We start from the raw sequence: 24,592 nt of genomic DNA on the forward strand, positions 1-24,592 counted from the left end.
AACTTTTTAATTCATAAATTAGATGAATAATTTCATTTAATTTTAAAAAATAGCTTTAAATTTCAAATTAAATACTCTGAAACTATTTTTACGACCGTTTCAAATGGTAAGGTATATATAGTAACGGCGACAAGGGGTATTTGTGAAAAAATTAAAACATCATAAACAGGTGAACTAATATGGCTATGAGCATGAAAAAAATCGGTGCTATTGCTGTAGGCGGTGCAATGGTTGCATCCGCTTTAGCAACTGGTGCTTTAGCTGCTGAAAAAGTTGGAGATGTAGATGCATTTGCTGCTAACGCAGTAACAAATGGAAACGTAAACGTAGATATTGTAGTAGGTTCAAACGCTGCTGCAAAAGACGTTGTTTCAGCTGCAAACATCGCTGCAAAAGTAGGCTCATTAATGTTTAAAGAAGGTTCCGCAACTGACGGTAACGCAAAAGTTACTGTAAGTGCAAGTTCAAAATCTGACAATATTAAAAATATCTGGGATGCAGGTAATGCTTTCGCTGCTACAAATGAAGTATTTTTATTTGCTGCTGCTGACGATGACTATACAGGTACCGCTGCAGGAACTGGTGTTCCTAACTACTTACTCGGTAAAACATTCATGGACTACACAGTTCCTCCTGCTGCACAGGTTATTGATTTAGAAGACTTACAAACATTAGCTGCAGTAAGTGACGCTGATCCTTCAGGATGGGATATATTTGGAACAAATAAAGACTTCGAAGCTGCAGAAGCTGTTGCAGCAGTAATTAGGACCCAACAACCTGCTGCCGCCCTATTTAACACCGGTGCAGACTTACAGGTAAGTGAAGACGAAGCATTCTATATGTCATTAGCATTCGAAGAAGACAAATACGGTAGTGCACTTGCTGATTATGCAAGACTCTTCCCAGGTATGAGAATTCCATTCTTAGGCCAGGAAATGGTTGTAGTAAAACTTGATACCGATGATGACTTAGTTATCTTAGGTAAAGAAGTATACGATGGAGTAGTTAAACAAAGAGGTGACAACTACGATTTAGGAAACGGTTACGCTGTAAAAGTAAACAACGTTTTAACACAAGGTGCAGCTTACAAAGCAGATGTTCAACTTTTAAAAGATGGAAAAGTTGTAGCTTCAAAATTCGATACAATTGATGGTAACGGTAACCAAATTACAATAGTTTACAAAGACATCGGTATCGTTGTAAACGATGCATGGGAAGACATTGGTGGAAACTACGGTTTCGCTGAAATGGTTATTACAAAAGATGTAGTAACATTAGAACTTGGTGAAGAATACATAAATGATTGGGAAGCATACGCAGTAAGGGCTACAGCAGCTGGATTAATTGAATCAGACAGTGCAACAAGCACCGCTGCAGTTCCAGTTGTAGGTATTGCTTTAAAATACGTTGGAGACGACGTAGATAAAATTAGAAAAGACAAAACATTCTCAATTGCAAACTATGCAAAATTAGACTTTGATGAAGACAGTGGCGATATGGCTGTTCAATTCTTAATGGATGATGCAAAAGATGTAACATTAAGCATTGGTCAAAAAGTTTCAGTATTAAATGCTGAAATTAAATTAAATGAATTAATGGCTGATGCTAAACAATCAGTTCCAATGACTGCACCAATTGCAAAATTAGACGCTGAAGCTTCATTAAGTGCTGCTAACAAAGATTTAATCTTAGTTGGTGGACCAGTTGTAAACACACTCGCAAAAGAATTAGCTGACAAAGGCTTAATTGCAATTGACAACGCTTCCCCTGCAACCTTAGCTGTAGCTAAAGGCGCTGCAAACGGAAAAGATGTATTAGTTGTAGCTGGTGGAGACAGAGATAAAACTGCTGCTGCTGCTACTGCTTTAATTGCAATGTTATAATTCAAACTTTCAAAATTTTAAAAAAAGAATCTTTGATTCTTTTTAAATTTTTTTAAGAAGTTTGAATAAAACATGAAATTAAGTGTGTGGGTATTTAACCCACTTTTTCTTTTTTAGAATATAATATTTATAAATTTAAATTAATCGATTATTTTTTAAATAAGTTTAATAAAAATAATGTTTTTAAAGAAAGGGCTACGCCCCTTTCAACCCTAGCGGGATAACAAGTTATCCCACTGGTAAAGTTTTAAGTTTTACAAAAAAATAGCGAGGAGAAGTTCCAAACGAAAGGGCTACGCCCCTTTCAACCCTAGCGGGATAACAAGTTATCCCACTGGTAAAGTTTTAAGTTTTACAAAAAAATAGCGAGGAGAAGTTCCAAACGAAAGGGCTACGCCCCTTTCAACCCTAGCGGGATAACAAGTTATCCCACTGGTAAAGTTTTAAGTTTTACAAAAAAATAGCGAGGAGAAGTTCCAAACGAAAGGGCTACGCCCCTTTCAACCCTAGCGGGATAACAAGTTATCCCACTGGTAAAGTTTTAAGTTTTACAAAAAAATAGCGAGGAGAAGATTCAAACGAAAGGGCTACGCCCCTTTCAACCCTAGCGGGATAACAAGTTATCCCACTGGTAAAGTTTTAAGTTTTACAAAAAAATAGCGAGGAGAAGATTCAAACGAAAGGGCTACGCCCCTTTCAACCCTAGCGGGATAACAAGTTATCCCACTGGTAAAGTTTTAAGTTTTACAAAAAAATAGCGAGGAGAAGTTCCAAACGAAAGGGCTACGCCCCTTTCAACCCTAGCGGGATAACAAGTTATCCCACTGGTAAAGTTTTAAGTTTTACAAAAAAATAGCGAGGAGAAGTTCCAAACGAAAGGGCTACGCCCCTTTCAACCCTAGCGGGATAACAAGTTATCCCACTGGTAAAGTTTTAAGTTTTACAAAAAAATAGCGAGGAGAAGTTCCAAACGAAAGGGCTACGCCCCTTTCAACCCTAGCGGGATAACAAGTTATCCCACTGGTAAAGTTTTAAGTTTTACAAAAAAATAGCGAGGAGAAGTTCCAAACGAAAGGGCTACGCCCCTTTCAACCCTAGCGGGATAACAAGTTATCCCACTGGTAAAGTTTTAAGTTTTACAAAAAAATAGCGAGGAGAAGTTCCAAACGAAAGGGCTACGCCCCTTTCAACCCTAGCGGGATAACAAGTTATCCCACTGGTAAAGTTTTAAGTTTTACAAAAAAATAGCGAGGAGAAGTTCCAAACGAAAGGGCTACGCCCCTTTCAACCCTAGCGGGATAACAAGTTATCCCACTGGTAAAGTTTTAAGTTTTACAAAAAAATAGCGAGGAGAAGATTTGAACTTCTGGTCTCCGGGTTATGAGCCCGGCGGGATAGGCCTGGCTACCCTACCTCGCTTCAATAAATTTTGGATAAAAAATTATTCCAAAATGAATTTTTAAAATAGCTTGAAAAAAAGTTTTCTTCAAAGTTGCTATAATAAATTTAGTAATTTAATTAAAAATAGCGAGGAGAAGATTTGAACTTCTGGTCTCCGGGTTATGAGCCCGGCGGGATAGGCCTGGCTACCCTACCTCGCTTCGCTGATTTGCCAACACATAAACATATGGATGATAGTATTTAAACTTATGGGTAAATATTTAAAAAATTTAGGTTATTTAGAAAAATATCTGGTATGCATAAACACCAATAACTAAAAGCATCATTATGAAAAATATCTGCTGACTTTTAATCATTTTTTTTCTTTTTTTGATAAACTCTTCCTTACATTTTTCAGAACAAAGTGATTCTTCAGGAGGGATTGAAAGTCCACAATTTATGCAGTGTTTATGTTTTTCCATTTTTTTCACCAAACTATATTTTAATATTTTTTAAGGTATGATAATAGTTCCATCATGCCCTCCAAGAACAGACTTTAAAATTTCATCAGGAGTTCCTTTTACAACAATTGTTTTTAATTTTGCCCTATCAATGATTTTTGATGCAAGAGAATCTACAACGCTTGAAGAGCCTGCACTAATCGAATTTGAACCAGTAATTTCAATCAATTCTTTTGTAGTCATCTTTTCAAGCTTTTTAGCATCGTTATTTGTTCTAGGGTCTTTAGTATAAACTCCATCAACATTTGTTGCAATAACAAGTAAATCGGCATTTGTAAATTCTGCTAAAGTTGCAGAAACTGCATCGGTTGTGTGAGCTGGGTGCGTTCCACCCATTACAAGTATTTTTCCTAAATTTAAAATCATTTCCGCATCTTTAAAATTTGTTGGAACAAAGTTTACCGAATATTTTGAAAGTGCAGAGATTAACAGCATTGCATTCATTCTAGTTGCCATAATGCCTATTTCATCACAAACTGACTCATTTGTAAATTCCCTTGAAACTTTTATGTATTCCCTTGCAGTATTTCCGCCCCCGACAACAATGGAAACGTTATGCCCCATATCCTTTAATTTTTTAAATACTTGTGCATAACTTTTGATATTTTCAGCAGATGCTCCATCTTTTGGCATCAAAACAGATCCCCCAAGTGCAAAAACAATATCCATGAAGTAACCTCTAAAATTTGTAATTTTTAAAATAACTTGAAAAATTTTAAACTTGAATAATTTTCCAAAATACTATACTTACTAATTATATAAAGGTTTACGTGAAAATTAAAATTTGAAAAAAAGTACTTTTCTAAAAAATATCAAATGGGAAAAAGGTAAACAATAGATAATTATAACTAATATAACGTTATCTGACAATTTTTGCCAGTAAAATTGAAAAGTTAATTATAATTTATCTAAATTACATTTTTAAAGCCATTTTGATGTCTTCAACCTTAACGGTTTTTCTTCCAGCGTGCTTTGATAAGTCAGCTGCTTCTTTAGCGATGTCCATTGCGATTTCTTCTAATGCCTCAACAAACATTTTTGCTGCATCTTCACTTACTCTTTCAGCACCTGCCTTTTTCAATATTCTTACTACTGGTGCAACTGGTAGTTCTGCCATAAAATCACCTCAATCTTTTACAAATTTAATTTTGGAAAACTAAATATATAAATCTTTCGGAAAAAACCGCTATCACTAAGCCTATAGTACTATGGAATCATTTGTAATGTTAAAATTAGAATGTAATTTATATTAGCTTATCTATATAATTATTAAGAATCCAAAAATCTTAAAATGAAATTAAGGTCTAGGTGGTACTATCAAACATAAAAATATTCTTGAATGGACAGTTTTTTTAGTTGTCTTTCTTTTAGTATGGACACATGTAAATGTGATTGTATCTGACAGTATGGTTCCAGTAATGACTAGGGGCGACTTTGTAGTGGTTGAAAATAGAATGTTCGAGTTTGAAACCGGTGATATAGAAATAGGAGATATTATAGTTTATTCTGCCCACTGGACAAATGCAAACGAAAACAATGTAATAAATCAAGGTTTAACAATAAATGGGAGAGAATTGGACTATTATGAAGAGAGTAAAAAGAGCGGAATTATATATACGCTTCCAGTAATTTCAAGATACTCAAAGACAACCCCTGTAATTCATAGGGTTATCGATATATGGGATGATAACCAAGGTAACCGTTATTTTATTACTAAAGGAGATAATAACCCAACATATGATCCAGAACTTATAAGGGAAAGCCAGGTAAGGCAAAGAGTAATTATAATAAACGAAAATCCATTTGTAATTCCATATCTAGGACACATTTCACTAATCTTAAAGGAAAATGTCTACTGGTTTTTGATAATATTTTTAGTCTGGAGTTATTATGACTACCAAAAAGAAAAAAAGAAAAAAAAAGGAAAAGAAGAATTAAATTAATTCTTTAAAATATTTTAATAATGAAGGTGCTTTTTTAACGATTTTTATTGCAAGCTTTCCAACATCAACTTCCTCTAAATTTTCAGGAATTGAATCAGCAATTGCATTTAACTCATTATCATTTAATTTTTGAAGTATGGTTTTGTATTTTAAGTCATTCATAAGGAATTTATAGTGTTTTTCTTTCCAGCGTGTTTCATACTGACTTAAAAACTCCTCAGAATAATTTTTAGAAGAGATACTTTTTGCACAAACTTCCCCTGCAATTAAACCGCAATCCATTGCAAGTGAAATTCCACCCCCAGTTAATGGACTAACATGTCCTGCTGCATCTCCAACAACAATTAAATTATCTTTAAATGTTTTTTTAATAGGGCCGCCAACAGGGTCACCCCCAACTTTAAATTCAACTGGAACTGCATTTTTTAACCTCCCTTCTAAAAGAGGGTTACTTAAAAAGTCATCTAAATATTCAATAGCTTTTTTACTTCCTTCAATTATTCCTATTCCAACATTTACTGTATCGCCTTTTGGAAACAGCCAAATGTACCCCTTTGGGCAAATTTCACCAAAATAAAACTCCATCATGTTGTTATCTAAGAGCTTTACATTTGTCATTTCGTATTCTGCACATGAACACACTTCATTATGGTTCTTTTTTGATTTTAAACCAGCATATTCTGAAATTGTACTTTCTACGCCGTCAGCAGCAATTACGAGTTTTGTTTTTACAGTATATTCCTTTCCAAGATGGTTTACAAATACGTTATATCCTTCTTCTGTTTTTTCAAGGCCTGTAACTCTACTTTTAACTGCAATTTTCGTGCCTTCCTTAGCACTCCTTATTGCAAGGAATTTATCAAATATTTTTCTTTCAACTACATAACCGTCTGTTTTTCCGCCTTTTACAGTTATTTTTTTCCCGTTTGGTGCAACTAAATAAGCACCTTTAATATACGACCTTATAAATTCGGAACTTGGATTGATTCCAAAAGACTCAATTCTTGGAATTGCTTCTGCACATCTAACCGGCGTTCCAATTTCCTGTGCTTTTTCAATTAGAAGTGTTTTAGCCCCGTTTTTTGATGCATTATATGATGACATGGAACCAGCAGGCCCCGCACCAACTACAACTACATCATAACTCTCTTCTAAAGCCCTCATGTTACTCCTCCAGCGCATTTAGTGGGCACACTACGGCACACAGTTTACAGTTGTTACATTTTTCGTCGTAAATAATAATCTTATTTTCAATTAATTCAATTGCCATGCTTTTGCATACGCCAACACAAGCTCCACAGTAGCCACATTTGTTGTAATCTACATTCATAGTATCACTTTTAACATTGTAATTACTATTAAGGTTAAAACCCCAAAATAAAATATCTTTATTAGTTTGTGGTAGTCGTCCTATTTAAAACCTTATTTTTGAGTTTCCCTTAAACCTTGGAATCATTGCCATTGTAACTGCTTCAACACACAAACCTTCTCTAGTAATATTATCGTCAGTTAAATATCCAATAAGCCCATTTTTTTTACCGGCATCTTTAAAACCATATAATTCAAAGATTGCATCACTACATTCAAAACCTTCATCTATTTTTTTAATAACTTCGTTTGGAATCTGAAAACCTTGGGAAGTTCCAACAGTATAGTTTAAGCCGTCATAAATAACACAAACGTGAATATCCAGTTTTTTTTCAAAAATTTCTATAACTCCAGCTTCTATCCCTATTCCAAAAACGGAATTTACACTTTCAAAAGCGGCTTTTGCCCGGTTATATGCTCCTTTAAACGTTTCTTCAAATCCTAACGGTTGATTTGATACTAAACTTGGAACATCAATTTTAGATATTAAAACTTGTCCGATAGTTTTTGTCAATGCGTTTTCAGTTGCACGTACCTTTACCGGATTAACACTTCCTAAAGAAACAACTCTTAATTTGTGTCCTGCAGGCCCCCCCCTAACACTTCTCGCATTTTCTAAACAAGCTTCATCTCCGCAAAGCAAACTTCCAAAACGGTATTCCCTTGCGGGCTTACCGCAAATATCGCAAAATTTAGATTCAAACATTAAATCACCAGAAAACTCGATATATAAAAAAATAAGATTAATATATAAAATAAAATCAGCTAAACGGCTATTAGACGTTTTATAAATATTTATAAAACATAGTTAAAGTAAGTTTTTATTTTAAAAGCATTTCTTTTGCAGCAGACACTCCACCGTCTGCATTTATTCCAAGTTCTTCAAATGCAAGTTCAATTGCAGCAAGAGTTCCTAAAACATGGTATTCTTTCGCTGAACCCATATGGCCTACTCTGAAAATCTTTCCAGTTAAGTCCGCTTGACCGCCAGCAACTCTTATGTTATATTTTTCTGCAAGTAATCCCCTAAATTTCTTGTCATCTACACCTTCTGGATACTTTGCAGATGTTACCGTAACTGACCGTGCCTTTTCTTTTGCAAATAATTCCATTCCCATAGCTTCTAAACCTGCTCTGGTAGCTTTTGCAAGTTTTTCATGTCTTTCAAATCTCTTTTCAAGGCCTTCTTCTAAAACCATTTCAAGAGCTTCGTTTAACCCGTAAGTTAATGAAACAGATGGGGTATAGGGTGTTTCTTTATTTTTATCCCATGATTTTTTGTACGCTTTTAAATCCAAGTAGAACGATTTTGTTTCTGTTTTATTAACTACTTCAAAAGCTTTTTCACTTACTGAAATTGCAGAAAGTCCGGGGGGTGCTGCAATACACTTTTGTGAGCCAGTTACACAGATGTCTATATTGAATTTATCAACGTGAACATAGTCCCCACCAAGTGAAGAAATGGTGTCTACAATGTATAGGGCGTTATAGTCTTTTACGACGTTTCCAATTTCTTCAATAGGGTTTTTAGCACCGCTTGAAGTTTCGTTATGAACTATTGTTACAGCTTTAATATCTTCATTTTCATCTAAAATTTCTTTTACTGCATTAGGGTCAGCTAAATCTCCCCATTCGTTTTCAAGCTTTATTGCATCAGCCTTATAAACTGATGAAATTTTATAAAACCTATCTCCAAAAGCACCGTTTACAATGTTTAATACTTTATCGCCCTTATCAACAGTGTTTGCAATTGCCATATCCATTACAGCAGTTCCTGAACCTGTAACGATGTATGATTCGTTCTTAGTTTGAAATACCTGCTTCATTTTGTCAACAGTATCTTCCGTAAGTTCCCCAAAATCTTTTGTTCTATGGCCTATAATTGGTAATGCCATTACGTTTAATACCCTGGTCGGAACGACAGTTGGGCCAGGAATCATCAAAAGCTTTTCAGTATCCATCTGTTTCATGAAATCCCTCTATAATAATGTTTTAATCATAATCAATTATATCGACGGAATTTGATATATATTTCTATTATATATACATTGTTCTTACAGGAGTTTTTAATTCTAAATTAATTCTTTCATTCTTTCAATTCTTTTTTCAATTAATTTTTTGGTTCCAATATCGCTTCTAAAGAATATTTCGCCTTCAAAGTTTATTATTGCGTCTTGAGCGATTTTTTCAGCATCCTCAATTCTTTCAGAAATTCCAGTAACCGCTGCACTTCTAGAGCCAGTTATGACTAATTTTCCATTTTCTTCATTAACTGATGCATAAAACAAAATTGCACCTGCCTTTTCAATTTCGTTACTGTTTACCAAAATTTCTTTATTTTTTACAGGGCATATCGGGTAGCCATTTGGAACCACGTATTTACAAACAGTTGCTTTATTTTCAAATTCTATGTTAATATTATCAAGATTTCCATTAGATATCCCAAAACAAACGTCTAAAAAGTCTGTTTTTAATATCGGAAGTAAATTCATAGCCTCAGGGTCTCCAAATCTTGCATTATATTCTATAATTTTAGGCCCGTCTTTAGTAAGCATGAATTGGCCGTATAAAAACCCATTATATGGTCCAACTTCTGCCTTAATTGCATTTACTGTTTCTTTCATTATCTCTTTAGCTTCATCTAATTTATCATCTGGTAAAAATGGCAATTTATGGTTAGAACATGAATAAGAACCCATTCCACCAGTTATTGGCCCTTCATCGTTATTGTATGCATGAGGATGGTCTTGAACTGCGGGCATAAATACTATATTTTCACCATCAACAAATCCGTGGAGCGTAAATTCAACTCCAACAAGTTTTTCTTCGACAATGATTTTTCCGCCACCAATACTTTTTTCAAAAACTTCTTTTGCATAGAGCTTTGCATCGTCATTATTTTTTAACTGCTCACCAACAACTTTTACGCCTTTGCCACCCGTTAATCCTGCTGGTTTTACAACAACGTCTTTTCCTAAACCAGTCATTTCATCAATGAATTTTTCTAGATTTTCTCCATATTCGTTGAAAGCTGCGTATTTTAGTGACCCTTTAATATTATATTTTTTAAATAAATTTCTCATGAACTCTTTACTGGTTTCAATCTGTGCAGGAAGTTTTTTTGGACCGACTGTTGGAATCCCCATTTCCGTTAATAAATCAGCAGCGCCAACTCCTAATGGTGCTTCAGGGCCGATTATTGCAAGTTCAGGCCTTATTTTTTCTGCAAATTCCTTTATTTTATCAATATCTGTTTCATTGTTAAATGATACTTCTTTTGACAATCCATAAATTCCCGGATTTTTATTTTTCATTAATGTATATAGTTCTACACTTCTATTTTTTTTTAAAGCCATTGCAATAGCGTGTTCCCGTGCTCCACCGCCAATAAGTAAAACTTTCATACTATCACCAAAGTAAACCTTTTTAAATTCCATCTTTAAAAATTTTTTAAATACGATTTTTTCGTGTTAAATTTATTTAAATAACGATATATTATCAAATAATCATCACTAGTTCTATTTTAACAATAAGTATTGCGGTTTATTATTGAACTAATGCTTAAAATAAAAGAGTAATTAGTTATAAATATTTATCACTATTAAAAAATGATTTATATTTCTGAAACTTCGTCCAAATCAATTTCTTGGTATTCTTTTGATACCGTATTTAATATCCCGATTGAAGATTTTCCAGTTAGGTATCCACAGCATTCTCCAGGGTTTATTACTAAAATACCGTTTACTTCATCAAAAAAGCTTTCGTGAGTATGTCCATGAATTACAACATCGTATTCTTTGGACTTTATCACTGATTCAAGAATTGGCCCATGAGTTCCATGAAGTACAAAAAATCTTAAACTATCAATTTCAAAACTCAAATAGTTTTCAAGTTCGTTATCTTGGTCTATCTCTTTTAGCCATTCCTTTAAAAGGACTTTTTCGCCGTCATTGTTTCCATAAACGCTTATTATTTTAGAATTTAATTTTTTAAATTCTTTTATTACAAAAAGGGATACAAAATCCCCACAATGAATAACTAGATCAACTTTTTCATTGTTAAATACTCCAATCGCCTTTTTTATATTTTTAAGGTGATCGTGAGTATCCGAAATTATTCCAAGTTTCATAAAAAACCACCATTATAAACGATATTAAACAACAAAATAAATTAAGCAAATATAATATAAAAATCAGATATTTAAACTTAAACCTTTAATAACAAAAACCATGCCTTTAGTAGTGTAGTTTTCAGGGTGCATTTTAGAGTCAAAACCAAATGAATCAACGGTTTTTTTAGTTATTGGGCCAATTGAAACGACTTCCTGTTTTTTTAAAACCTCTAAAAAGCTTAAATCAACATGTTTGAAAAAATTCCTTGCAGTAAGGCTACTTGTAAATGTTAATACTATTTTTCTGCCGGATTTGTTTTCGTTGGCAGTTATCTTTTTTAAATCATCTATTTTTTTATCAATGTCGTTTGGTTCTTCAGAAGAGTATACAAAAACAAGTTCTGCGTTTAATCCTTCCTTTAATACATCCCTTGTTGAAGGCGTTGTCGGAATTAAAACTTTTTCATGACTTTTAACTTCTTTTTTAAGTGCTAAAAGAAGATTTTCAGCAGTATATAAGTTTGGAATAATATCTGCATCTTTTCCAAAAATGTTTTTAAATTCTTTTGCAGTTTCTATCCCGATTACGCCTATTTTTTTTGAAGTTACCTTTTTAACATCCTCTAAACTTAGATTTTTAAGAAGGCCTTCAACACCTCTAGGACTTGTAAATACAATCCAAGAATAATCGTCGATTTTTAAATTTATGTTTTTAAATACCAAGTCAAGAGTAGGTATTAATATGGGCTCAAATCCTTCTTTTTTAAGTATTTCTCCAAAATTACTTCCTTTTTCAATTGGACGGGTGATTACAACTTTCATAGTTTCACAATGCTTAAATATCTATTTTTAACTACTAATGCATTTTTAATCATTTTTAATCATTTTTAATAATGTTATATAATTATGTTATCTATTCTTTTTATCTATAATTTTAAATTTTTTTCATTGCAAGATCCCTTAGATATGCCCTTAATTTTTCTATGTTTTCCTCAAAATACTCCATATCTTCTAAATCCTTAAGAATTTCTTCTCCAATATATATTCCAGCCGAAACTTTATCTAATACAAGTTTACTATTATTAACGTCGTATTTTGCATATAAAATTTTCAATTCTTCTTCCATTTCGGTTAATTCTTCTTTAAATACTCTTTCCATTGAGTTTATAATTGTTTTATCATCAACGGCAATTATATTATTAATATCTTTCATACTATCATCCGGTGCGCTTTTAACGTCAAATTACATCTATTATTTTAATTATAAAAAACTTTTTTTACGAATTTAGATAATATTTTAAATCAATTAAACCATTTTTGGTTATACTGTTAAACTAAAATTTCCATTTAAATCAATGCATATAATATCCAATCATGGAAAACTATATATTTCTTAAAATGATATTTTTTATTGAAGATTTAGCGTTAATTTAATCTTTTTTTATTGTAATATCTATACACTTACTAGAGGTGGTATTTTGTTAAAAAACATGGATAATTCATTTGATATCTACGAAATAAAGGCAAGACAAGTTTTAGATTCAAGAGGTAATCCAACAATTGAGGCAGAAGTACTGACTGCTGGAAGGGGTTATGGCCATGCAATAGTTCCAAGTGGGGCCTCAACAGGAACTTTTGAAGCAGTTGAATTAAGGGATTTAGGCAAAAAATACGGTGGAAAAGGCGTATTAAATGCAGTAGGCAATGTTAACGAAATAATTGCACCTGAATTAATCGGTGAAGATTCAAGAAACCAGCGATTAATTGATAACATCATGATTAACCTTGATGGGACTGAAAATAAGGCAAATCTTGGTGCAAATGCAATTTTAGCAGTTTCAATGGCAGTTGCAAGGGCTGCGGCAGATACATCATCATTACCGTTATATAAATATCTTGGAGGGTGTAATTCTTATATAATGCCTGTTCCAATGATGAATGTTTTAAATGGTGGTAAGCATGCAGGAAACGCTCTTGATTTTCAGGAGTTTATGATAATGCCAATAGGTGCAGATTCATTTTCAGATGCGGTTAGAATGTGTGCTGAGACATACCAGTCATTAAAAAAGGTAATTTCTGAAAAATACGGAAAAGATGCAGTAAATATTGGGGATGAAGGTGGATTTGCCCCTCCTGTAAAAACAATTGATGAAGCTTTTTCAGTTCTTTTAGAGGGCGTTAAAAGGGCAGGATATGAAAATGAAATAGTATTTACGTTAGATAGCGCTGCAAGCGAATTTTACGATGAAAAAACTAATTCATACGTAGTTTTAGGCGAATCACTTTCAACAGATAAATTAATTGAAATTTATAAAGATATGGTTTCAAAATACCCCATTGTTTCAATTGAAGACCCCTTATTTGAGGGAGATTTTGAAGGATTTAAAGAAATTACAAAAGAATTAAAAGGAATTCAAATTATTGGTGACGATATATTTGTAACAAATACAAATAGGCTTAAAAAAGGAATCGAAATGAATGCAGCAAATGCATTATTATTAAAGGTAAACCAGATTGGGACAATTTCCGAATCAATTGATGCGGCAAATTTAGCATCAAGAAATGGATATGGCGTAATCGTTTCACATAGGAGTGGTGAAACGGAAGATTCAATAATTTCGGATTTAACTGTTGCATTAAATTCTGGCCAGATTAAAACTGGAGCCCCTGCAAGGGGGGAACGAACTGCAAAATATAACCAGTTAATTAGAATTGAAGAAGAACTTCAAATATCAAAATACGCTGGAAAAAACTTTAAAATTCCATTTTAACTAAATTTTTAAATTCTTGGCCTTTAAGTTTATAATTATTTTACCATATTTATTTTTTTATTTTTTTAATAAACTTACTTAGTCATACAAAAATTTAAATTATGATTTTAAAATTATGATTTTAAAACCTGTGGTTTTAAGTAAAGGATAAAAATAAAAGATGTATATTATTTTAAAATCATTATATTTCATGCTAATACTAATGTTAAATTAATGTTAAATCCTCGCTAATAATATTCATGTTAATTTTATTAACCGGTGGTCTATAATGGAAATTACTCACGATTACAAAGTAAAACTCTTTGAAGAAATGAATTTTGAGAGAAAACAATGTTCAGAATGCAAACAGTGGTTTTGGACATTAGATAAAGAAAGAATAACTTGTGGGGATAGTCCTTGCGATAAATATTCTTTTATTGGAAACCCGATTACAACTAAAAAGTATACTTATAATGAGATGGTAAAAGAATTTACAAACTTTTTTGATGAACGTGGGCATAGTCCAGTTAAACGGTCACCTGTTATTGCAAAAAGATGGCGGGACGATATTTTACTAACAATTGCATCAATTGCAGTATTTCAGCCGTGGGTTACAAATGGATTGGTAAAGCCAGTTAAAAACCCGCTTGTAATTACCCAACCCTGTATAAGACTAAATGACATTGATAACGTTGGAAGAACCGGAAGACACTTAACCTGCTTTACAATGGGGGCACACCATGCCTTTAATTCAAAAGATGAGTATAAATATTGGACTGATAAAACCGTTGAGCTCTGTTTTGAATTAATGCAGAAATTAGGGATAGATGGACATACAATTACATTTATTGAAAGTTGGTGGGAAGGCGGTGGAAACGCTGGTCCGTGCTACGAAGTTATTACGCACGGCGTAGAACTTGCAACACTTGTATTTATGCAGTATAAAAAAGTTGGAAATAATTATGAGGAAATTCCCTTAAAAATAGTAGATACGGGATACGGGATTGAAAGATTTGCATGGGCATCACAAGGAACCCCTACTGTTTACGAAGCACTATTTTCGGATATTATTGAAAAATTAAAGAAGAATGCAAATATTCCAATTGTAGACGAAAAAATTATGGCAGAAAGTGCAACTTTAGCAGGATTAATGGATATTGAAAATGTCGGGGATTTAAAAGCACTCAGGCAAAAAGTTGCAGAAAAAATTGGAATGGACGTAAATGAACTTGATAGGCTAATAAGTCCTCTTGAATACATTTATGCAATTTCTGACCATACAAGATGTCTTTCATTCATGTTTGGTGATGGAATTGTTCCTTCAAACGTAAAAGAAGGGTATTTGGCAAGATTAGTTTTGAGAAAAACGCTAAGATACATGGAAAAGGTTGGAATTTCCTATTCAATAAAAGAAATTATTTTAATGCAACTTGAAAGTATGAAAGAAGTATATCCTGAACTTATAGGTATGAAAGACTATATTATGGACGTACTTGATTCAGAAGAGAAAAAATACATTCAAACAGTAAACAAAGGTAGGGGCATTGTTGAAAGAATGACAAAATTAAAGTCAGAAATTACCCTTAATGACTTAATCAATTTATATGATAGTAACGGCCTTCCTCCAGAAATTGTAAAAGACATTATAGATGAGATAAATAAAACAAGTAAGACAAAGATTTCAATACATGTTCCAGACAATTTCTACACCATTGTTGCAGAAAGACATGAAGAAGAAAAAGCTGAAGAAGTTGCTATATTAAAACATGAACTTCCAGAACTTGATTTACCAAAAACAGAGCTTTTATTCTTTAAAAATACAATGCAGTCAGAATTTGAAGCTAAGGTATTAAAAATTGTCGATAAGTATATCATTCTTGATAGAACCGTATTTTATGCAGAAGGTGGCGGTCAAAAATACGACATCGGACAGATAAGTGGCGTTGATGTTGTTGACGTTCAGAAAAAGAATGGAATAGTATTCCATAAAGTATTAGATATTTCTAAATTTAAAGAAGGAAATCTTGTAAAAGGGGAATTAAACTTTGAAAATAGACTTAAATTAATGCGAAACCATACTGCAACCCACGTAATAAATGCAGCTTTAAAACAGGTTCTTGGAAAACACGTATGGCAAACTGGTTCAAATGTAGATACTGAAAAAGGAAGACTTGATGTTACCCATTATGAAAGAATATCAAGAAAAGAAATAAAGGAAATAGAAAAAATTGCAAACGAAATAGTCCTTTTAGGAAAACCTGTAACTTGCAAATTCATGGATAGGAACGATGCAGAACAAGAATATGGCTTTAAAATTTATCAGGGCGGCGTAGTTCCTGGCGATACCTTAAGAATAGTTGAAATTGATGGAATTGATGTTGAAGCTTGTGGTGGAACACACGTTACCAACACATCTGAAATTGGATACATTAAAGTTTTAAAAACTGAAAGAATTCAAGACGGAGTCGAAAGGCTTGAATATTCTACTGGAATGGGTTCAATTTTTGAGATTGCAGCTTTAGAAGATATTTTACTGGATTCAGCAGAAGTTTTAGGCGTTCCAATTGAAAATCTTCCAAAAACTGCTAAACGATTTTTTGAAGAATGGAAGGAACAAAAAAAGGTAATTGAAGAACTTCAGAAAAAAGTTGGTGAACTTTTAAAGTATGAACTTTTAGAAAAATTCGAAAAAGTCGGTAATTTAGAAATTTTAGTTGAAAAAGTTAGTGGAACTTCAAACGAATTGATGGCAATTGCAGACAATCTTGCAACGAATGGTAAAATTGTTATTTTAATGAACGATACCGACTATATTTTGTGCAAAAAAGGAGAAAATGTCGAAATAAGCATGAAAGAATTAATTCAAAAAATTGGAAAAGGTGGCGGAAAAGAAAATCTTGCCCAAGGAAAGTATTCAACATCCAAAGAACAAATCAGGGAAAAAGCGTTTGAACTTTTAAAACAATAAAAGACTCTTTTTCTATTTTTTAATAATTTAGGTGCTAAAATGTTTATACCCTCACACATTACAGGCTTTTTCAAAGTAACTAGGCATGAAAATTTACTAAAAACCGGATCAACTGGTGCTGGAATCACATTAAACAAAGGAGTGACCACAAAACTTATTAATGGTTCTGGAAACGTCTATTTTAACGACGAAAAAATAGATTTATGTCCTTCAAACGACGTTATAAAATATTTGGATTTAAAAGGAAAATTAAAACATGATATTTTATATAATTCTGATTTTCCTTTGGGCTGCGGCATGGGAACATCGGGTTGTTGCGCACTTGGTTCTGCACATGAACTTAAAAATGCGTACGACTTGAAATTTACTGAAAATAATGAACTATTAACTGAATTAGAACTTTTAAAAATTTCACATAAATCCGAAGTTAGATGTAATACTGGACTTGGGGACGTTATTGCACAGCATACAAAAGGCTTTGTAATTCGAAAAGGCCCAGGTTTTCCAATAAATGTTGAAAGCATAAAAATTAATAATTTAAATGACTATTATGTTTTAGTAGATATATTTGGAAAAAAAGAAACTGATACGATAATAAATAATTCTGAATGGGTGGAAAAAATAAACGCTACATCGGATGAATTACTTGGAAAATTGTTAAATAAACCAACACTTGAAAATTTTATGGAACTTTCATATTACTTTGCAAAAAATACTGGACTTGCATCTGATGAAGTATTGGAATTATGTAGTGATTTAAAATTTACGGTTGGCGCATCTCAGGCAATGCTTGGAAATGCACTTTTTTGCATATGTAAAAAAGAAGAATTAAACGACGCTTTATCGATACTTTCAAAACCAGTAGTGTGTAAAATTTACTGCTAAAGGGTGTAATTATGATGTCAACAGTTAAAGTGCTTATATTAATGGCAGGTTTAACAGGGATGATTTATGGAATATGTTATATATTAGGAATCCATCCACTCCTTGCAATAATTTTTGCATTAGTACCAAACTTTATAAGTTATTTTTACAGTGATAAAATAGTTTTAATGAGTTATGGTGCAAAAACGCTCAATGAAAATGAAGCTTTAGAACTTCAAAGGATAGTCGAACGAATTTCAGAAAGAGCAAATATAAAAAAGCCAAAAGTTGCAATAATTAATAATAATACTCCAAATGCTTTTGCAACCGGAAGAAGTCCAAAGCACGGGGTAGTTGCAGTTACAACTGGACTCTTAAATATTTTGAATGAACAGGAACTTGAAGGAGTTTTGGCCCACGAAATTGGCCACATTAAGCATAGGGACGTTCTTATTGGCACAATAGTTGCTACAATGGCAGGGGCAATAGTATATATTGCAAACATACTTAAGTGGGGAATGATTTTTGGATACGGCAGGGATGACGATGCAAACCCATTACAAATTGTCGCATCATTATTATTCATGATTTTGGCACCTATTTCTGCAATGGTAATCCAATTTGCAATTTCAAGGCAGAATGAATATACTGCAGATGAAAGCGGTGCAAGATATTCAAACCCAATATATCTTGCAAATGCATTAACAAAACTTGAAAAGGGCGTAAGGCATAATCCTTTAAAAAATGGAAATCCTGCAACAGCACACATGTTTATCATAAATCCTTTTAAATCAGATAACCTCATGCGGTTATTTTCAACTCACCCTTCAACCGAAGAAAGAGTTAAAAGATTAATGGAAATGGCCAGCAACCCTAAATATTTAAGATAGGCGATTTTTATGCAGCTTGGGCTTACATTAATTGCAGAAAACCGGGTTGGGATATTATACAGGCTTACCGGAATAATTTCAGAATTAAATGCAAATATAGTATACACTCAACAGTTTTTAATGGGGGAAAATGAAGGCCTGATTTACATGGAACTTGAGAATGTATCTGATGAAGGGATTCTTTTAGACAAAATAAAAAAACTTGAATTTGTAGAAAGCGTTCAAACTCATAAAACACTTCGAAAAATATTTGGAAAACGGGTGATTATCTTTGGCGGTGGAGCACAAGTTGCACAAGTTGCAATGGGTGCAATAAGTGAAGCAGATAGGCACAATATTCGTGGTGAAAGGATAAGCGTTGACACAATGCCCGTAGTGGGTGAAGAAAACCTTAAAGATGCAATTTTAGCACTTAAATCTCTTCCAAGGGCAGGAGTTTTAGTTTTAGCAGGTTCTTTAATGGGGGGGGAGGTAACAAAAGCAGTTTACCGTTTAAAAAAAGATACGGGCCTTCCAGTAATATGTTTAAATATGTTTGGAAGTGTTCCAAAAGTTGCAGATTTAGTTGTAACTGACCCTATTCAAGCAGGAGTTTTAGCGGTAATGGCTATTGCAGATACTGCAAAATTTGACATCAATAAAGTTCTTGGCCGAACAATTTAGTTAAATTAATATTTAATAATTTGAAATTATTTTTAAACTATTCCAAGTATTTAAGGGGGATTATATGCTAAAAACCGTTGTAGGAAGTTACCCAGTAGTTAAAGGAAAACCTGAGTCTATATCTGACAAAGTTAAGAATTTTTTTGGAAAATATGATGAATACGAATTTTCAATAAAAAAAGCACTAGATGATCAGTTAAATGTGGGAATAGATGTATTAAGTGACGGTCAGATTCGGGGCGACATGGTAGAAATTTTCGTGAATAATATGTACGGTTTTGAAGGAAGAAGGGTAGTTTCAAGGGTTGAATTTGTAAAACCAATCACGTTAAATGATATAAAATATTCTTTAAGATATATTTCTTCAAAAAATAGTAAAAAAGGAATAAAAGGAATAATAACTGGCCCTTCAACACTTGCATCGTCGTTAAGAATTGAAAATTACTATTCCGACAACAAAGATGAAGATTTAATTTATGATTTAGCAAGAGCACTAAATAAAGAAGCACTTTCTATTCAAAATCATGTAAAAATGATACAGATTGATGAACCAATTTTATCAACTGGAATGTATGACTTAGAGATTGGAAAAAAAGCAGTCGATATATTAACTGATGGGATAAACGTTCCAACGGCAATGCATGTCTGCGGAAATGTCGTCAAGATATTTGATGAATTAAACCAATTTAATGTGGATATTCTTGACCATGAATTTGCATCGTGTAAACAGAATCTTGAAATATTGGCTAAAATTGAAAAAAAAGTAGGGTTTGGATGCATAAATACGAAACTTAAGTCGGTTGATACTGTTGATGAAGTAAAAGAATTAATACTCGAAGGAATAGAAATATATGCTAACAATAATAACAAATTCGGAACTTTAAATGATTCTATTATTATAGATCCGGATTGTGGTATGAGATTGCTCCCATTAGATGTTGCACGTGCTAAGCTGGGCAATATGGTTTTAGCAGCCTCTGAAATTGAGAAAGAAATTCATTAGGGGTTTTGGAGATACCATGGCTAAACTGGATTCAAAAATATATAAAATATTTTTAATTTTAATTTTGGCTGTTTCTTTTTTAAATACAGCTAACGCATACCGATTTGAAGAGTATTCAGTTTACTATTCAATAGATAAAAACAACGTTTTTTCTGAAACAATAAACATAAAAATTTACAATAACGATTCTAAAGAAATAAAGGATATACGATATAATATTCCTCAACAAACGTCAAATTTGATAATTAATTCTTCAAATGGCGTTGATTCATACTCTATTACCTCAGACGAATCAACGGGCATTACTGAAATATTTGTACGGTTTGAAAAACCGATAACTCCTGGAAACACCGGAACGCTTTCATTAAGTTTTAGCGGGAGAATTAATGATATAAATGATAAAAGGCAGGTTTACATAATAGTTCCGGCACTTGATTCCAAGTTTAAGCTGACTGTCGAACTTCCAGAAGGGGCGACAATTGTTTCTCCAGTAAAGGATGTTTTAAGCATAAGTCCACGGGATTATACAATTTCTACTGATGGTAAAAGTATATTTATATTATGGGAAAAACAAATGTTTAGTTCTGAAAGGTATTTTGAAGCAACAATAAATTATATGCTTACTGCAGTACCTCCTGAGCCCGAAAAAGTAGATAATGAAAATTTGTATCGTGCAATAATTTTAGTTTTAGCAGTACTCTTAACTTCACTGATATTTTTCGTATATAGGAATTATAACAAGTTAAAAATGATACATGAGCTACAAAATGAAATAAATGGTTTAAATAGGGGACTTGAAATCTCTGGACTTAATCTTCAAAATAAAGATAGAGAAATTAGGAGACTCGAAGAATTAAATAATCACCTTACAAAAGAACTTGAACACTTCAAAAATACATTTGAAGATCAAGATTCTAAAATAAACTCATTAAAAGAGCAATTATCATTATTTGAGAGACAAAAAGAAACTTATGAAAATCTAAAGTCCGAATATTCCAAACTACAAAACGAAGTTAGTGAATTAACTAACTATAAAAAACTTTCAAATGAATTAAAGAAAAAAATTGATGAATTAATGGAAATTTTAGGTGAAAAAGAAGAATATATTTCAGAACTGGTTGATAGAATTGGAAACTATGAATCTCAAAAAAATGAAACATTGATGAACATATTAATTGACGAAGAAAGAGAATTAATTGAATTAATCAAAGAACATGGTTCAATATCTCAAAAAGAAATAGTGGATATAACAGGCCTTACAAAGCCAAAGGTTTCAAGAATGATTTCTGACCTTGAACAAAGAGGGATTGTTAAAAAGGTTAAAATTGGAAGAATTAATAAAATAGCTCTTTCAAAGGAACTTGGAAACGATAATTAGTAATAAAAGCTTTAAAAATCTAAATATATTACTATAATGCTAATTTTTTTAATAGATATTAGTTAACGGTGATTTTATGGCAAATCTCGTTTTTTTAAGGCATGGGGAAAGCATATGGAATAAAATGAATATTTTTACCGGCTGGGTTGATGTGCCACTAAGTAAAGGTGGGGTAAAAGAAGCTAAAATTGCTGGAAAATTACTTAAAAGTTACAAATTTGACGTTGCTTATTCTTCAGAACTTATACGTGCATTAAACACGTTAATATTAGTAATGCAGGAAAATAAAGCTTCAAATTTTATTAAAATTAACCATGACAGTGTAAAAATGAAAGAATGGGGAAAAGTATATGGGGCTGAAAGTATAAATTATACTCCAGTATATAAATCGTGGGAATTAAATGAGAGATACTATGGAAAGCTTCAAGGTTTGAATAAAGAACGGGCAAAGGAAATTTATGGAAAAGATGACGTATTTTTGTGGAGAAGAAGCTATGAAACTGCCCCTCCTAACGGCGAATCTTTAAAAGACACTTATGAGCGAACAGTACCTTATTTAAAAAGATATATATTACCAACCTTGACATATGGAAAAGATGTCATAGTTACAGCGCATGGAAATAGTTTGCGTTCAATTATTGCATATCTTGAAAAACTTAATAGTGAAGAGGTATTAAAGCTTGAAATTCCAACTGGGGTTCCTTTAGTCTATAATCTAGATGAAAAAGGTCTAAAAAGATTAGGATACTTAAATAAAAAAGGATTTGATAACGAATTAATTTAACTTTTGAAGATCGGGTGAACATTATGCGAATACTTATTTCCGTATGTGGCGAAGGATTTGGGCACACTACTAGATGTATTGCTATTGGAAAAGAGCTTTTAAAAAAGCACGATGTAAGATATGCAGCATATGGGAAGAGCAAGGACTTCATTGAAATGTCTGGAGGAGTTGTTTTTGAAACGTACCCTGAAATAAAGCTTTCTGGAAAAGACGGTAAGTTTGATGTGACAAAGAGTATATTTAATAGTGATTATCATCCTGCAAGGGCAATAAAAAAGGAATTAGATATTATACGGACTTATGAACCGGATTTAATAATTTCAGACTGCAAATATAGTTCTGTCATTGCATCAAAAATTGCAAAAAAGCCCTATTATATTATTACAAATCAAAATTACACGAAAACGGATAAAAAAGAGAAATACATTGTTTATCCGGTAATGAGCGTTTTAAACGTGATACATAACTCCGCTGAAAAAGTCATAATTCCTGATTTACCATGTCCTTATACGATCTGTGAATACAATTTAAAAATGCTGGAAAACCTTGCATTTATTGGCCCACTCATACGATATGACGTAAACCCTGAAGAAATTAATGATGAAGGCTATATTTTAAGTGTTATAGGTGGCTTTGAATATAGATTTAAAATTTTAGAGCTTTTAAATAAACTTTCTAATAAAAAAGGGATTAAAATAAAGATGGTATGCGGAAGCTATGATGTAGCGAAAAAACTTGAAGCTGTAAAATCCGAAAATGTTGAGATAATCCCAATGACAACTGAAATGGATAAACTTATAAAAGACTGCTCATTTTTAGTATGTCATGGAGGACATTCTACTTTAATGGAAGCAGTATGTTTTGGAAAGCCGATAATTACGATTCCAGATATGGGTCATCCAGAACAGGAAAATAATGCGAAAAAAATAAACGACTTAGAATGTGGAATAGCACTATCTTATAAAAATCTTGAAAGTGAACTTGAAAATGCAATAGAAAAGGTTAGTTCAAATCCCAAGTATCTTAAAAATGCAAAAAAACTTCAAAAGTCTTATTTAAATCATAAAGGAACGGATAAGATACTAAATATTGTAGAAAATGGACTTTAATGTGAAAATTATGAAAATAACTATTCTTTCAGGTGGAACGGGTACTCCAAAACTTATTCAGGGATTTAAAAAAATAATTCCAAACAAAGATATTTCTGTAATTGTAAATACTGGTGAAGATACGTATATAGGAGACCTTTACCTTTCTCCAGATATTGATACGGTTATTTATACGTTTTCTGATATAATAAACGATGAAACGTGGTATGGTTTAAAAGAAGATACTTTTTTCTGCCATGAACAGCTAAAAAATTACGGTTTTAACGAAGTTTTAAAAATCGGTGATAGGGATAGGGCCCTAAAAATGCATAAAACAGCTCTTTTAAAAAAGGGGATTCCTTTATCAGAGATTGTTGAATTAGAAAAAAGTTCATTAAATATAACGTCAAAAATATACCCTATGTCAAACGATTTAGTTCAATCAAAGATTTTAATTGAGGAAAATGGAGAAAAATTACTTTTAAAATTTCATGATTTTTGGATATTTAGAAAAGGGAATGCAAACGTTTTAGACGTTTTTTATGAAAATTCAAACTATGCAAAACCAGCAGACGGGGTTTTAAGGGCAATTGAAGAAAGTGACTTTGTAGTTATCGGCCCATCGAATCCTATTACCTCTATTGGGCCAATTTTAAGTATTAAGGAAATAAAAGAAGCGTTAAAAGAAAAAATTGTTTTTGCAGTGTCCCCAATTATTGGTGAAAATCCTGTAAGTGGGCCTACTGGAACTTTAATGTCTGCCAAAGGGTATAGTGTTGATGTAACGGGAATTTATGGGTATTACAAAGATATTGTCAATGTCATGGTAATAGATAGTAAAGATATTAATAAAAAGAAAGAAATAGAATGTGATGTTTTATGTATCGATACAATAATGAAAACTATCGAGGATAAGGTAAATCTTTCAAAAAATATAGTTGAATATTATAAATCTAAATGTACATATTAATATTTTTATTAAGCAACATATTTATTAT

Annotated in this window: 23 protein-coding genes and 2 tRNA genes; 12 read left to right on the plus strand and 13 right to left on the minus strand. The window is 32.4% G+C overall.

Going from position 1 to position 24,592, the window contains the following annotated elements; genetic code table 11:
* The first annotated feature begins 179 nt into the window (after positions 1-179).
* Entirely contained in the window at positions 180-1,883 is a 1,704-nt protein-coding gene (gene slmv1, locus MEVAN_RS07075) for an S-layer protein Slmv1 (RefSeq protein ID WP_012066182.1), read from the plus strand.
* A 1,343-nt stretch (positions 1,884-3,226) separates the two neighbouring features.
* Here slmv1 and MEVAN_RS07080 read toward each other — a convergent pair.
* From MEVAN_RS07080 to MEVAN_RS07100, 5 genes are all read right to left on the minus strand, one after another.
* Positions 3,227-3,302, minus strand: a tRNA-Met gene (locus MEVAN_RS07080).
* 106 nt (positions 3,303-3,408) lie between these two features.
* Positions 3,409-3,484: transfer RNA gene (locus MEVAN_RS07085), tRNA-Met, on the minus strand.
* 78 nt (positions 3,485-3,562) lie between these two features.
* Positions 3,563-3,745: a DUF2116 family Zn-ribbon domain-containing protein gene (locus tag MEVAN_RS07090; protein WP_012066183.1), complete on the minus strand. Its 183-nt coding sequence runs from the start codon at positions 3,743-3,745 to the stop codon at positions 3,563-3,565.
* Between the two features lie 30 nt (positions 3,746-3,775).
* Positions 3,776-4,453, minus strand: coding sequence for a UMP kinase (pyrH, locus tag MEVAN_RS07095; RefSeq protein WP_012066184.1), 678 nt, complete (start codon positions 4,451-4,453; stop codon positions 3,776-3,778).
* 244 nt (positions 4,454-4,697) lie between these two features.
* Positions 4,698-4,901 (minus strand): histone family protein, encoded by a 204-nt coding sequence (locus MEVAN_RS07100; RefSeq protein WP_011170330.1) that lies wholly within the window; start codon positions 4,899-4,901, stop codon positions 4,698-4,700.
* Positions 4,902-5,172: 271 nt separating this feature from the next.
* On the opposite strand from MEVAN_RS07100, the gene MEVAN_RS07105 reads away from it, so the two are divergent.
* Positions 5,173-5,727 carry a S24/S26 family peptidase gene (locus MEVAN_RS07105; protein ID WP_012066185.1) on the plus strand — a complete coding sequence of 185 codons (555 nt, stop codon included), beginning with the start codon at positions 5,173-5,175 and terminating at the stop codon, positions 5,725-5,727.
* Here the strand turns inward: MEVAN_RS07105 and MEVAN_RS07110 are convergent.
* The 8 genes from MEVAN_RS07110 to MEVAN_RS07145 form a co-directional block, all read right to left on the minus strand.
* The gene (locus MEVAN_RS07110) at positions 5,719-6,891 is read right to left on the minus strand and encodes an NAD(P)/FAD-dependent oxidoreductase (protein WP_012066186.1); all 1,173 of its coding nucleotides are present in this window, start codon (positions 6,889-6,891) and stop codon (positions 5,719-5,721) included. The genes MEVAN_RS07105 and MEVAN_RS07110 overlap by 9 nt on opposite strands.
* Position 6,892: 1 nt before the next feature.
* Entirely contained in the window at positions 6,893-7,057 is a 165-nt protein-coding gene (locus tag MEVAN_RS07115; protein ID WP_012066187.1) for a 4Fe-4S binding protein, read from the minus strand.
* A gap of 84 nt (positions 7,058-7,141) precedes the next feature.
* Complete coding sequence (yjjX, locus tag MEVAN_RS07120) at positions 7,142-7,801, minus strand: inosine/xanthosine triphosphatase (RefSeq protein WP_012066188.1); 660 nt, start codon at positions 7,799-7,801, stop codon at positions 7,142-7,144.
* Between the two features lie 115 nt (positions 7,802-7,916).
* Positions 7,917-9,065, minus strand: coding sequence for a pyridoxal-phosphate-dependent aminotransferase family protein (locus MEVAN_RS07125; RefSeq protein WP_012066189.1), 1,149 nt, complete (start codon positions 9,063-9,065; stop codon positions 7,917-7,919).
* 102 nt (positions 9,066-9,167) lie between these two features.
* Positions 9,168-10,499: a phosphoribosylamine--glycine ligase gene (gene purD / locus MEVAN_RS07130; protein WP_012066190.1), complete on the minus strand. Its 1,332-nt coding sequence runs from the start codon at positions 10,497-10,499 to the stop codon at positions 9,168-9,170.
* Positions 10,500-10,708: 209 nt separating this feature from the next.
* A complete protein-coding gene (locus tag MEVAN_RS07135) occupies positions 10,709-11,224 on the minus strand; it encodes a metallophosphoesterase (RefSeq protein WP_012066191.1) in 516 nt (171 codons plus the stop codon).
* 63 nt (positions 11,225-11,287) lie between these two features.
* A complete protein-coding gene (locus MEVAN_RS07140) occupies positions 11,288-12,028 on the minus strand; it encodes a uroporphyrinogen-III synthase (protein ID WP_012066192.1) in 741 nt (246 codons plus the stop codon).
* Between the two features lie 112 nt (positions 12,029-12,140).
* Positions 12,141-12,419 (minus strand): hypothetical protein, encoded by a 279-nt coding sequence (locus MEVAN_RS07145; RefSeq protein WP_012066193.1) that lies wholly within the window; start codon positions 12,417-12,419, stop codon positions 12,141-12,143.
* Between the two features lie 265 nt (positions 12,420-12,684).
* Between MEVAN_RS07145 and eno the strand changes: the two genes are divergently transcribed.
* The 10 genes from eno to cofD all read left to right on the plus strand — a co-directional run bounded on the left by eno (position 12,685) and on the right by cofD (position 24,564).
* The gene (gene eno, locus MEVAN_RS07150) at positions 12,685-13,977 is read left to right on the plus strand and encodes a phosphopyruvate hydratase (protein ID WP_012066194.1); all 1,293 of its coding nucleotides are present in this window, start codon (positions 12,685-12,687) and stop codon (positions 13,975-13,977) included.
* Positions 13,978-14,245: 268 nt separating this feature from the next.
* Positions 14,246-16,924: an alanine--tRNA ligase gene (gene alaS, locus MEVAN_RS07155; protein ID WP_012066195.1), complete on the plus strand. Its 2,679-nt coding sequence runs from the start codon at positions 14,246-14,248 to the stop codon at positions 16,922-16,924.
* A gap of 39 nt (positions 16,925-16,963) precedes the next feature.
* Positions 16,964-17,809, plus strand: a complete 846-nt coding sequence (locus tag MEVAN_RS07160) for a pantoate kinase (RefSeq protein ID WP_012066196.1) — start codon at positions 16,964-16,966, stop codon at positions 17,807-17,809.
* Between the two features lie 11 nt (positions 17,810-17,820).
* Positions 17,821-18,678, plus strand: a complete 858-nt coding sequence (locus MEVAN_RS07165; RefSeq protein WP_012066197.1) for a zinc metalloprotease HtpX — start codon at positions 17,821-17,823, stop codon at positions 18,676-18,678.
* Positions 18,679-18,687: 9 nt separating this feature from the next.
* Positions 18,688-19,341 (plus strand): DUF5612 domain-containing protein, encoded by a 654-nt coding sequence (locus MEVAN_RS07170; protein ID WP_012066198.1) that lies wholly within the window; start codon positions 18,688-18,690, stop codon positions 19,339-19,341.
* Positions 19,342-19,405: 64 nt separating this feature from the next.
* Positions 19,406-20,344 (plus strand): methionine synthase, encoded by a 939-nt coding sequence (locus MEVAN_RS07175; protein WP_012066199.1) that lies wholly within the window; start codon positions 19,406-19,408, stop codon positions 20,342-20,344.
* Between the two features lie 16 nt (positions 20,345-20,360).
* Entirely contained in the window at positions 20,361-21,722 is a 1,362-nt protein-coding gene (locus tag MEVAN_RS07180; protein WP_012066200.1) for a DUF7343 domain-containing protein, read from the plus strand.
* Between the two features lie 76 nt (positions 21,723-21,798).
* On the plus strand, positions 21,799-22,506 hold the full coding sequence (locus tag MEVAN_RS07185; RefSeq protein ID WP_012066201.1) for a 2,3-bisphosphoglycerate-dependent phosphoglycerate mutase: 708 nt from the start codon (positions 21,799-21,801) through the stop codon (positions 22,504-22,506).
* A gap of 23 nt (positions 22,507-22,529) precedes the next feature.
* On the plus strand, positions 22,530-23,615 hold the full coding sequence (locus tag MEVAN_RS07190; RefSeq protein WP_012066202.1) for an MJ1255/VC2487 family glycosyltransferase: 1,086 nt from the start codon (positions 22,530-22,532) through the stop codon (positions 23,613-23,615).
* 10 nt (positions 23,616-23,625) lie between these two features.
* Complete coding sequence (cofD, locus tag MEVAN_RS07195) at positions 23,626-24,564, plus strand: 2-phospho-L-lactate transferase (protein WP_012066203.1); 939 nt, start codon at positions 23,626-23,628, stop codon at positions 24,562-24,564.
* Positions 24,565-24,592: the final 28 nt, after the last annotated feature.

It is taken from the genome of Methanococcus vannielii SB (assembly GCF_000017165.1).
GTDB classification, from domain to species: Archaea; AGJL01; Methanococci; order Methanococcales; family Methanococcaceae; genus Methanococcus; species Methanococcus vannielii.

Bases quoted from the DNA above. Each gene is read 5' to 3' on its own strand.
- slmv1 (WP_012066182.1), top strand. From the start codon at position 180: ATGGCTATGAGCATGAAAAAAATCGGTGCTATTGCTGTAGGCGGTGCA.
- MEVAN_RS07090 (WP_012066183.1), bottom strand. From the start codon at position 3,745: ATGGAAAAACATAAACACTGCATAAATTGTGGACTTTCAATCCCTCCT.
- pyrH (WP_012066184.1), bottom strand. From the start codon at position 4,453: ATGGATATTGTTTTTGCACTTGGGGGATCTGTTTTGATGCCAAAAGAT.
- MEVAN_RS07100 (WP_011170330.1), bottom strand. From the start codon at position 4,901: ATGGCAGAACTACCAGTTGCACCAGTAGTAAGAATATTGAAAAAGGCA.
- MEVAN_RS07110 (WP_012066186.1), bottom strand. From the start codon at position 6,891: ATGAGGGCTTTAGAAGAGAGTTATGATGTAGTTGTAGTTGGTGCGGGG.
- MEVAN_RS07115 (WP_012066187.1), bottom strand. From the start codon at position 7,057: ATGAATGTAGATTACAACAAATGTGGCTACTGTGGAGCTTGTGTTGGC.
- yjjX (WP_012066188.1), bottom strand. From the start codon at position 7,801: ATGTTTGAATCTAAATTTTGCGATATTTGCGGTAAGCCCGCAAGGGAA.
- MEVAN_RS07125 (WP_012066189.1), bottom strand. From the start codon at position 9,065: ATGAAACAGATGGATACTGAAAAGCTTTTGATGATTCCTGGCCCAACT.
- purD (WP_012066190.1), bottom strand. From the start codon at position 10,499: ATGAAAGTTTTACTTATTGGCGGTGGAGCACGGGAACACGCTATTGCA.
- MEVAN_RS07135 (WP_012066191.1), bottom strand. From the start codon at position 11,224: ATGAAACTTGGAATAATTTCGGATACTCACGATCACCTTAAAAATATA.
- MEVAN_RS07140 (WP_012066192.1), bottom strand. From the start codon at position 12,028: ATGAAAGTTGTAATCACCCGTCCAATTGAAAAAGGAAGTAATTTTGGA.
- MEVAN_RS07145 (WP_012066193.1), bottom strand. From the start codon at position 12,419: ATGAAAGATATTAATAATATAATTGCCGTTGATGATAAAACAATTATA.
- alaS (WP_012066195.1), top strand. From the start codon at position 14,246: ATGGAAATTACTCACGATTACAAAGTAAAACTCTTTGAAGAAATGAAT.
- MEVAN_RS07160 (WP_012066196.1), top strand. From the start codon at position 16,964: ATGTTTATACCCTCACACATTACAGGCTTTTTCAAAGTAACTAGGCAT.
- MEVAN_RS07165 (WP_012066197.1), top strand. From the start codon at position 17,821: ATGATGTCAACAGTTAAAGTGCTTATATTAATGGCAGGTTTAACAGGG.
- MEVAN_RS07170 (WP_012066198.1), top strand. From the start codon at position 18,688: ATGCAGCTTGGGCTTACATTAATTGCAGAAAACCGGGTTGGGATATTA.
- MEVAN_RS07175 (WP_012066199.1), top strand. From the start codon at position 19,406: ATGCTAAAAACCGTTGTAGGAAGTTACCCAGTAGTTAAAGGAAAACCT.
- MEVAN_RS07180 (WP_012066200.1), top strand. From the start codon at position 20,361: ATGGCTAAACTGGATTCAAAAATATATAAAATATTTTTAATTTTAATT.
- MEVAN_RS07185 (WP_012066201.1), top strand. From the start codon at position 21,799: ATGGCAAATCTCGTTTTTTTAAGGCATGGGGAAAGCATATGGAATAAA.
- MEVAN_RS07190 (WP_012066202.1), top strand. From the start codon at position 22,530: ATGCGAATACTTATTTCCGTATGTGGCGAAGGATTTGGGCACACTACT.
- cofD (WP_012066203.1), top strand. From the start codon at position 23,626: ATGAAAATAACTATTCTTTCAGGTGGAACGGGTACTCCAAAACTTATT.